This window comes from Rhodococcus oryzae (assembly GCF_005049235.1).
Classification (GTDB): domain Bacteria; phylum Actinomycetota; class Actinomycetes; order Mycobacteriales; family Mycobacteriaceae; genus Rhodococcus_G; species Rhodococcus_G oryzae.
The window spans coordinates 88,525-95,031 of sequence record NZ_SUMD01000014.1 but is presented as its reverse complement, the minus strand read 5'-3'; the positions used below and the strand labels follow the sequence as shown (position 1 = coordinate 95,031).

Below are 6,507 nucleotides of genomic sequence, written 5' to 3'. Positions count from 1 at the left end.
CGAGGGCGGCGTTGGCGCCTGCGACGTAGGCGGCGTGGTGCTTGTCGTGGTGCAGCTCCATGATCTTGCCGGAGATGTGCGGCTCGAGGGCGGCGTAGTCGTAGGGCAGTTCAGGCAGCGAGTAGACGGACACGAGATGCTCCTTTTGCGGTTGACGTGAACCCGATCCTGCAACCTCAACCGCACTGGAGGTCCAGGGGTTGTGTGAGAGGTCACGCGCGCGCACCGGTGGCGGCGTCGCCTACTCTCGACCGGTGTCCGGAACCGCCAGCGCCCCCGAGCCGCACCTGCCGCTACCCGTCGAGCTGCCCCTCGTCGACGAGCCGGGCGGCACCGATGTGGACCTCAAGACGCAGATGGTGCGCTTCGTCGCGACCGGCGGGTTGTCCGCGGTCGTCGACTACGGGCTGTACACGCTGTTCCTTGCGCTCGGGCTGCCGCGCTTCGTGGCCAAGTCGATCGGCTTCGTCGCGGGCACCAGCACCGCGTACCTGATCAACCGGCGCTGGACGTTCAAGGCGCCGCCCAGCCGCGCCCGATTCGTCGCGGTGGTGGCGCTCTACGCGGTGACCTTCGCCGTGCAGGTCGGGCTCAATGAGCTGATGAACAACGTGTTCGCGGACGAGTGGTGGCGGACCCCGCTGGCCTTCGTCATCGCGCAAGGCACCGCGACAGTGATCAATTTCGTCGTCCAGCGCGCGGTCATCTTCAAGATCCACTAGAGACCCGGTGGCGCGGTCACGCTGTGACACGCTGTCCGCGTGGAACACAACCGGTTGTGGTCGATCGCGGACAGGGCGTCTCGGATGTGGTGGCGCACGGTGGGGCGCCCCGTTGACCTGAACGGCGACCACGCATGGCTGACGGCACCAACCTCGGCGGCGGGAGTCGTCCGGGACCACTGGCTCCCTGCCGAGGCGGAGCGACTTGGTGGCGCGCTGATCGCCGCGGATGCCGACGCCGGACTGCTACCGGACATGGGATGTCTGGCCGGACCCGGATTCGACCCGGGGCAGCTCGATCCGGCGATCCGGGACTTCTACGAGCACACCAGCCAATGGCGGATGGAGATCTGGACCAAGTGGTCACCGTTGTTCGCGCCGGCTGGATCGATGATCGGCCGGCTGTACGGCAAGCGGGTGCAGCAACTGGCACTCCCGGTCGATCCGCTAGCCGCGGCGCACGGGGTGGACACCACGATCACGAAAGTGGTTGACGGCGAAGGCAGCCACGCGGGCTCGGCCTGGTTGCGGACGCTGCGCGGTACGGGCGACTTCATGTACAGCGGGTACTACCGCAGCGCCCTGCTGCCCGGACACGACCGGCGCAGCATCCACGTGAGCTTCCCGCTGGAACAGGGCAACGTCCAGGTCTTCCTACGCCCGCAGAACGGCCCCGACGGCTCGCTGCTCCTCCAGTCCCCAGCGGGTGAGTTCGGTGCCGACGGGGCCTATGTCACCGTCCTCGAGCGGGGGCGCCACTATGCGGCCCGGGTCCCGATCCGCGAGGAGTTCCGCATCTACGTCGACAGTGAAGGCGTCCTCCGCACCGACCACGTGCTGCGGATGTGGCGACGGGCGGCGATGCGGCTGCACTACCGGCTCGATCGGGTATCCGCGCCTCGAGCGACCGATAAGCAGTTGGCAGCGCAATCTCGCGTCGTGCGTTCGGAAGCCGCCGGCTGAGCTGGAGGGACAGGTCACCGCGGCGGACCGGTGGTCAGCACGATCGTCGCGGAGCGCGACCCGCCGCTCGCGTCGGTCCATCCCAGTTCGATGCGGTCGCCCGGGTGACGGGCGACCATCATCTCGGTCAGTTCGGCCGCGGTCCGGATCGGCTTGCCGTCGAAGCTCGTGATCACGTCGCCGCGCACCAGCCCGGCCCCCTCGGCAGGCGTGCCGTAGCTGACCGCGACCACCCGGGCGCCGGGGACCGTGACGGAGTCGCTGACGCTGATGCCGAGCAGGGCCGTCGGCCCGACGTGCACGGTCTCCGAGCCGCGACCCTCGCGGACCTGGTCCACGACCGTGATCGCCTCGTCGATCGGGACCGCGAACGACTTGATATCCCGCGGCGGTGCGGGTGTCGGCCCCTCGTCGTGCGAGACGGCGGTGCCCGCGGTGCTGACCCCGATGACGGCGCCGGTGCCGTCGACCAGCGGCCCGCCCGAATCGCCTGGCCGGATGTCGGCGTTCACCTCGATCAGGCCGGACAGCTTGTTGGTCGAGCCGTCGGCCGAGTCGCGCGCGGTGACGGATCGGTTCAGGGCGGTGACGATGCCGCCCGCGGCCTGAGGGACGCCCGCGCCCTCGGCGTTGCCGATGGCGGTCACCGGATCGCCGGTCCGCACCGTGGCGGAGTGGCCGAGCGCGGGCGTCGGCAGCCCGGTGGCGCCCGCGAGCCGCAGCACCGCGAGGTCGCGGGTCCGGTCGTACCCCGCCACCTCGACGTCGTAGCTCGCGCCGTTGCCCTGGTTCACCGCCACGACGTCGGTGGCGCCGTCGATCACGTGGTGGTTGGTCAGGACGAGGCCGTCCGGGGTGAGCACGATGCCGGTCCCCGCGGTCTCGCGCCAGCCGACGCGGGAGATCAGGTGCACGGTCGTCGGAGCCACCCGCTGGTGGATCTGTTCGGGGGTGAGCAGGATCGGCTGCGGTGGTGCCGGTGGCGGAATCGACTGCGGGGTCGCGACTTCCGGGGCAACGACGCCCGATTGTGCTGGGGCGGGAAGCTGGTTCGGCGGGTCTGAGGCCAGTCGCTGGCCGGCGAGCAGGCCTGCGGTGACGGCCGCTGCGACAGCCAGGATCGCCAGCGTCCGGCGGGCACGGCGACGCTGCGGGATGGTCCGGTCGCGCTCGGTCCTGGTCATGTACACCCGGCATCCGGAGGGGGCTCTGGTCGGCGTGGTGCGGTCGTTCAAGATTACGCGGGCGTCCCATGCGCGGTCGGGCGTTTGGCGCCCCGCTTCACTGCCGGACTCGCCGAAAAGTGCCGATTTCGGCAGTTCGGCGCGGTTGCGGCGGTAGCGTCCCTGGCGCGTGCACGTTCATTCGTTGCGAACCGGGGAGGGGCACTTCCATGGAGGTCACATCGAAGGGGAGGTCGCGCCGTGTCGCTCGGGCGACGACCATCGCCCTCGCATCGGCGCTCGTGACGGCCGGCTCGGCGGGTATCGCCGTCGCGTCCGCCGGCCCTGCTGCGCCCGGCGCCGCGCCGCCGACGGGCCTGGCGGAGTTCGCGGACTCGCTGACCCACCCCGCCGTCGGGAGCCTGAACACCGGCTTCGCCGGGCTCGGCAGCGTCGGGCTCACCTTCGACTCCGGCAGCGCGGGTTCGTCCAACAACGGACCCGACAACACCGGCTCGCACAACACCGGGTCCTACAACACCGGCTCCGACAACGTGGGGTCCGCGAACACCGGCTCGGGCAATGTCGGGTTCGCGAACACCGGCTCGGGCAATGTCGGGTTCGGGAACACGGGATCCGGCAACGTGGGGTCCCTGAACACCGGCTCGCTCAACACCGGATCGGGGAACACCGGCATCCTGACCGAGGGAATCCTCGTCACCGGGCTGGGATCGGTCGGCTTCGGATCCCTGGGTATCAACTGGAACTGAGCGCCTGCTCGGTCAGCCCATGCGTCGCTTGAGCACCATGTACACGGCGCGGCGCATGAACGAGGTGCCCAGCGCCTTGGCGTTGCCGATCCGCACGTCCATCGCGGACAGCAGTCCCGGTTCGGCCGCGCGCAGCGCCTCGTGGAAGGCCGCCGCCTGGGAAGCCTGCTGGCGCGCCAGTCGCACGCTCCACTGGCCGGCGTTGATACGGAACGACGCCAGTGGACGGGGGATTGCCACGACGTCGCCGTGCAGTGCGACGCCGACATAGGTGGCCTCGTCGATCAGGTACGGGTTGGCGTCGTCCCACCAGCCGATCTTCTCGAGCACGGCCCGCCGCATCAGCACGCAGCCGGGCTCGCCGAAGATGTTCGCTCCCGCGGTCACGGCCCGCCGTGCGGCGACCCGACCGCTGACCGGCCCGGACAGGCCCGCCAGTCCGCGGGCGGCGAGCACGGTCTTACCTGCCGCATCGACCAGGGTGCGCTGCGAGGCGACCAGCACCGTCTCCGGATGCTCGTCGAACGCGGCCACCTGCTCGGCGAGGCAGGTCGGGAAGATCGTGTCGTCGCCGCACACCAGCTTGAGCAGGTCGCCGTTCGCGGCCTGGCTGACCCGGTCCCAGTTGGCCTTGGCGCCGCCACCCGCCGGGGTGTTCAGGATCGTGACGCGGGGGTCGTCGGCGTAGGGGGCCAGGGCGGCGAGGGTGCCGTCGCTCGACGCGTGGTCGGCGATGATCAGCTCGAAGTCCTCGAAGGTCTGTCCGAGGATCGAGTCGATGGTTTCGGCGATGTAGTCGGCGTTGTTGTACGCCGGAACGACGACGGAGACCCGAGGCGTCATGCGGAACCAGACCTTTTCTTTCTACTGAAGGAGAAATCTCGATACCCGAAGAAGCTCGCGGTCGCGGTCACCGCGGTGATCGCGATCTGCGCCGGGATCGGCGGGAACCCGAACACCGACACCGCCAGCGTCATCAGGGCCATGTTGATCGCGAAGGCGCCGAAGTTGACCACGACGAACCGCCACAGGTCCCGCAGCAAGTGCCCGCGAACCTCGAAGACCAGGTAGCGGTACATCGCGAACGCGCACAGCACGTTGCACAGGTAGCCGGCGACGATCGCGAAGTGGTAGCCGAGCTGGTCGCCGAGGGTGAGCTGCCAGACGGCGAACCAGGCCGTGCCGAGCACCGTGTTGAACCCACCGACCAGCAGGAACGCCAGCCCCTGGTTCTTCACCAGCCGCATCAGCGGTCCGGCGCCGCCCGACATGCCCGCGGGCGGGGTCGCCTCGGCGGTGCCCGAACTCGGGTCGTGGGGACCTCGGTCGGTCAACTGGTGGTCCTTCATCGCTGGTGGTACTGCCCGGTGCACCCTACCCGAGGGGTTGGGCACCTGCGCCGAACCGCGGCAGCAGCCCGGACTCGAGCGCGGCGGCGAGCGACGGCGCGGCCGCGTCCTTGTCGGAGAGTCGGAACTCGAACTCGGTACCGTCCCGGCCCGCGGTCGGCCAGTCGATCCCGACGTCGGGATCGAGCGGATCGATGCCGTGCTCGCGGCCCGGCGCGTACCCGGTCGAGCACAGGTAGACGACGGTGGAGTCGTCCTCGAGCGAGAGGAACGCGTGTCCGAGACCCTCGCTCAGGAACACCGCACGGCGGTCGACGTCGTCGAGCAGGACCGCGTCCCACACCCCGAACGTGGGCGAGCCGACCCGCAGGTCCACTGCGACGTCGAGGACCGCGCCGCGGACGCAGGTCACGTACTTGGCCTGGCCGGGCGGCACGTCGGCGAAGTGGATGCCCCGCAGCACGCCTGCCGCGGAGACCGAGCAGTTGGCCTGCTGCAGGTCGAGGGTGCGGCCGGTGGCCTCGGTGAACGTCGGGTCCCGGAACCACTCCAGGAACACGCCGCGGTCGTCACCGAACTGCTTGGGGGTGAACTCCCAGGCGCCGGGCACTTTCAGTTCGCGAAACTGCATTCCTCACCATTCCTTGCCGCGGTCGAGCAGACCGAGCAGATAGTTGCCGTAACCGGACTTGACGAGGGCCTCGGCCCGCACCCGCAGCTCGTCGTCGGTGATGAAGCCCCGCCGCCAGGCCACCTCCTCCGGCGCGCCGATCTTCAGGCCCTGCCGCTCCTCGATGGTGCGTACGTAGTTCGAGGCGTCGAGCAGCGAGTCGAAGGTGCCGGTGTCCAGCCACGCGGTGCCGCGCGGCAACACCTCGACCTGCAGCCGGCCCGCCTCGAGATAGGCGCGGTTGACGTCGGTGATCTCGTACTCGCCGCGTGCCGATGGCGACAGGTCTCGGGCGATCGACACCACGTCGTTGTCGTAGAAGTACAGCCCGGGCACCGCGTAGTTGGAGCGCGGCCGCTGGGGCTTCTCCTCCAGCGAGATCGCGCGACCGTCGCCGTCGAACTCGATCACGCCGTACGCGGTCGGGTCGGCGACCCAGTAGGCGAACACCGCGCCGCCCTCGATCTTCTCGAACCGCGTCAGCCGGGTACCGAGGCCGGGTCCGTAGAAGATGTTGTCGCCGAGCACCAGCGCGGCGGAGTCCGAACCGATGTGCTCGGCGCCGAGCACGAACGCCTGCGCCAGCCCGTTGGGCTCGGCCTGCACCTGGTAGGTCAGGGAGACGCCGAAGCGGGATCCGTCCCCGAGCAGCCGCTGGAACTGCTCGGCGTCCTCGGGGGTGGTGATCACCAGGATGTCGCGGATGCCTGCCAGCATCAGCGTCGACAGCGGGTAATAGATCATCGGCTTGTCGAACACGGGCACCAGCTGTTTGCTGACCCCGAGCGTGATCGGATGCAGCCGGGACCCTGTTCCACCGGCCAGAATGATTCCGCGCATAGCGGGCAGTGTTCCAGTGTTCGGTTCCCT

8 protein-coding genes and 1 pseudogene are annotated in these 6,507 nt (G+C 69.6%); 3 read left to right on the top strand and 6 right to left on the bottom strand.

Annotated features, from left to right (window positions below):
- Positions 1-133, bottom strand: a pseudogene (locus FCG67_RS22920) (superoxide dismutase); the annotation flags it as partial.
- A 121-nt stretch (positions 134-254) separates the two neighbouring features.
- Here FCG67_RS22920 and FCG67_RS22915 point away from each other — a divergent pair.
- Both FCG67_RS22915 and FCG67_RS22910 read left to right on the top strand, forming a co-directional pair.
- Positions 255-722 (top strand): GtrA family protein, encoded by a 468-nt coding sequence (locus FCG67_RS22915; protein ID WP_136911901.1) that lies wholly within the window; start codon positions 255-257, stop codon positions 720-722.
- A 39-nt stretch (positions 723-761) separates the two neighbouring features.
- Positions 762-1,685 (top strand): hypothetical protein, encoded by a 924-nt coding sequence (locus FCG67_RS22910; protein ID WP_246045235.1) that lies wholly within the window; start codon positions 762-764, stop codon positions 1,683-1,685.
- Positions 1,686-1,699: 14 nt separating this feature from the next.
- Here the strand turns inward: FCG67_RS22910 and FCG67_RS22905 are convergent, their stop codons facing one another.
- Complete coding sequence (locus FCG67_RS22905) at positions 1,700-2,869, bottom strand: S1C family serine protease (protein WP_136911900.1); 1,170 nt, start codon at positions 2,867-2,869, stop codon at positions 1,700-1,702.
- A gap of 209 nt (positions 2,870-3,078) precedes the next feature.
- On the opposite strand from FCG67_RS22905, the gene FCG67_RS22900 reads away from it, so the two are divergent.
- Positions 3,079-3,618 carry a pentapeptide repeat-containing protein gene (locus FCG67_RS22900; protein ID WP_136911899.1) on the top strand — a complete coding sequence of 180 codons (540 nt, stop codon included), beginning with the start codon at positions 3,079-3,081 and terminating at the stop codon, positions 3,616-3,618.
- A gap of 12 nt (positions 3,619-3,630) precedes the next feature.
- On the opposite strand, the gene FCG67_RS22895 is transcribed toward FCG67_RS22900, so the two are convergent.
- From FCG67_RS22895 to rfbA, 4 genes are read right to left on the bottom strand one after another with little or no spacing between them, the layout of a single operon-like run.
- Positions 3,631-4,461 (bottom strand): glycosyltransferase family 2 protein, encoded by an 831-nt coding sequence (locus FCG67_RS22895; RefSeq protein ID WP_136911898.1) that lies wholly within the window; start codon positions 4,459-4,461, stop codon positions 3,631-3,633.
- A complete protein-coding gene (locus tag FCG67_RS22890; RefSeq protein ID WP_246045234.1) occupies positions 4,458-4,952 on the bottom strand; it encodes a GtrA family protein in 495 nt (164 codons plus the stop codon). The genes FCG67_RS22895 and FCG67_RS22890 overlap by 4 nt, the downstream gene beginning before the upstream one ends.
- Before the next feature lie 40 nt (positions 4,953-4,992).
- Complete coding sequence (locus FCG67_RS22885) at positions 4,993-5,598, bottom strand: dTDP-4-dehydrorhamnose 3,5-epimerase family protein (protein ID WP_136911896.1); 606 nt, start codon at positions 5,596-5,598, stop codon at positions 4,993-4,995.
- A gap of 3 nt (positions 5,599-5,601) precedes the next feature.
- Positions 5,602-6,477 (bottom strand): glucose-1-phosphate thymidylyltransferase RfbA, encoded by an 876-nt coding sequence (gene rfbA / locus FCG67_RS22880; RefSeq protein WP_136911895.1) that lies wholly within the window; start codon positions 6,475-6,477, stop codon positions 5,602-5,604.
- Positions 6,478-6,507 lie beyond the last annotated feature (30 nt).